Origin of the sequence: Comamonas sp. GCA5, assembly GCF_036541385.1 — a bacterium.
Lineage (GTDB): Bacteria > Pseudomonadota > Gammaproteobacteria > Burkholderiales > Burkholderiaceae_C > Comamonas > Comamonas aquatica.
Map to the genome: position 1 here is coordinate 1 of NZ_JAZHFR010000202.1, position 851 is coordinate 851.

An 851-nucleotide genomic window follows, 5' to 3' on the forward strand; every position below is an offset into this window, starting at 1 on the left:
AGAACGTGTTCAAGATCTCCTGAGCAGCAGAACCAGGAAAGCCAAGTGGACGAACTGCAAGCTGGTGTTGAGCAGCCGCTCGCAGTTCTTCCACAGCCGCCGATTCTTGTCTAGCCAGGCAAAGCTGCGCTCCACCACCCAGCGCTTGGGCATGACCTTGAAGGTGTGCAGTTCGCTCCTCTTGGCAATCTGCACCGTCACATGCCCGCCCAAAATCTCTTGCACCCCCACAGCGAAGGGCTGGCCTACGTAGCCGCTGTCCACCAGCAGGCTTTGCACCCGGCTCAGGTTGGGCTTGCAGCGCTGCAGCGCCTGTAGCGCCCCTTTGCGGTCGGTCACATCGGCCGTGGTCACCGCCACGGCGTGCGGCAGTCCCTGGGTATCCACCGCAATATGGCGCTTGATGCCCGAGACCTTCTTGCCTGCGTCATAGCCCTTCAAGGCCGCTGTGTCCGTGTTCTTCACGCTTTGCGCGTCCACGATCAAGAGCGTGCTGCATGCGTTGCGCCCCAGTCTCTCGCGGGCCGCGGTAACCTGATTTTTTTAAGGCCTGCTGCAGCAGGCTGACGCCCTGTGTATCGGGCTGGCTCCATTGGGCGAAGTACGAATGCACCGTACGCCAGTTGGGAAAGTCGCTGGGCAGCGCACGCCATTGGCAGCCTGTGCGCAGCAGGTACAACACCGCGCACCACACCTCGTAGAGGTCCACGGTGCGGGGCTTGGTCTTCTTGCGCGCCCCCTCCAGCAAGGGCTTGATGATCTCGAATTGCTCGCGGCTCGTGTCGCTGGGGTACTTCTTGGTTCGCACCCGTCAATTGTCAGGGAACAATTAAAGATCCTGAACAGGTTCT

Annotated in this window: 1 protein-coding gene; it reads right to left on the reverse strand. The window is 60.8% G+C overall.

All coding sequences use genetic code 11. The features are described 5' to 3' along the window. Nucleotides 1-9: 9 nt before the first annotated feature. Nucleotides 10-808, reverse strand: a protein-coding gene (locus SJH88_RS19255; RefSeq protein WP_274755401.1) for an IS5 family transposase whose coding sequence is annotated in 2 segments (ribosomal slippage) — nucleotides 10-538 and nucleotides 537-808 — 801 coding nt in all. Because the reading frame shifts where the segments join, the coding sequence is not laid out codon by codon here. Between the last annotated feature and the right edge of the window lie 43 nt (nucleotides 809-851).